The sequence below is a fragment of the Rhizobium ecuadorense genome (assembly GCF_001187535.1).
Lineage (GTDB): Bacteria > Pseudomonadota > Alphaproteobacteria > Rhizobiales > Rhizobiaceae > Rhizobium > Rhizobium ecuadorense.
Window position 1 is genome coordinate 1 of record NZ_LFIO01000618.1, and the last position, 1,295, is coordinate 1,295.

At 59.7% G+C, this 1,295-nt stretch carries 2 protein-coding genes; both read left to right on the forward strand.

Going from position 1 to position 1,295, the window contains the following annotated elements:
- Positions 1 to 96 precede the first annotated feature (96 nt).
- A complete protein-coding gene (gene nifH / locus AF337_RS12360; protein WP_004675840.1) occupies positions 97 to 990 on the forward strand; it encodes a nitrogenase iron protein in 894 nt (297 codons plus the stop codon).
- Positions 991 to 1,097: 107 nt separating this feature from the next.
- Positions 1,098 to 1,295, forward strand: a 198-nt coding sequence (locus tag AF337_RS12365; protein WP_016737551.1) for a nitrogenase, incomplete at its 3' end; no start/stop codon positions are given.

Here is a 1,295-nt window from a genome sequence, read left to right on the forward strand (position 1 = left end):
GCCCACATGGCACGGGTTTTGAAGATTGCCATGCGAGGCGGCGCGAGCTGCCTGCCTTTTACTCAGCGATGGATGGAACGAAAGAAGGAAGGCGATATGTCAGATTTGCGTCAAATCGCATTTTACGGCAAAGGGGGGATCGGCAAGTCCACCACCTCCCAAAATACGCTCGCAGCGCTTGTCGACCTCGGGCAGAAGATCCTGATCGTCGGATGCGACCCGAAAGCCGACTCCACCCGGCTGATCCTGAACGCCAAAGCACAGGACACGGTTCTGCATCTGGCAGCGCAGGAAGGTTCGGTGGAAGACCTTGAGCTCGAGGACGTGCTCAAGGCCGGCTACAAAGGCATCAAGTGCGTGGAGTCCGGCGGTCCGGAACCGGGCGTCGGCTGCGCCGGGCGCGGCGTCATCACCTCGATCAATTTCCTTGAAGAGAACGGTGCATATGACGATGTCGACTACGTCTCCTATGACGTGCTCGGCGATGTGGTGTGCGGTGGCTTTGCGATGCCGATCCGTGAGAACAAGGCCCAGGAGATCTACATCGTGATGTCCGGCGAGATGATGGCGCTCTATGCCGCCAACAACATCGCCAAGGGCATCCTGAAATATGCCCATTCCGGCGGCGTGCGGCTCGGCGGCCTGATCTGTAACGAGCGCCAGACGGACCGCGAGCTCGACCTCTCCGAGGCGCTGGCTGCCAGGCTCAATTCCAAGCTCATCCACTTTGTGCCGCGTGACAACATCGTCCAGCACGCCGAGCTCAGGAAGATGACGGTGATCCAGTACGCGCCGGACTCCAAGCAGGCCGGGGAATATCGGGCGCTAGCCGAGAAGATCCATGCCAATTCGGGCCAAGGGACCATTCCGACCCCGATTACCATGGAAGAGCTCGAAGACATGCTGCTCGACTTCGGCATCATGAAGAGCGACGAGCAGATGCTGGCCGAACTACAGGCCAAGGAGTCAGCGGTGGTTGCGGCTCAATAACTGCCGCTGTCGACAGGACGCGCTGGCCCTTGCGCCAGCGCGTCCTTCCAAGAAAGCCGCTTCGGCGACGACGACCTAACCCGAACCTTGAAAGGGGGCAGGGGCCCATGAGCCTTGATTACGAGAATGACAGCGTTTTGCATGAACAGCTCATTGCGGAAGTATTAGCGCAATATCCAGACAAGGCGGCGAAGCGCCGCAAGAAGCACCTCAGCGTCGCAACGAGCGGCGACGAGCCTGGCGATGAGCCGAAGGCCCTTTCCGAATGCGACGTCAAATCGAACATCAAGTCCATTCCGGGCGTG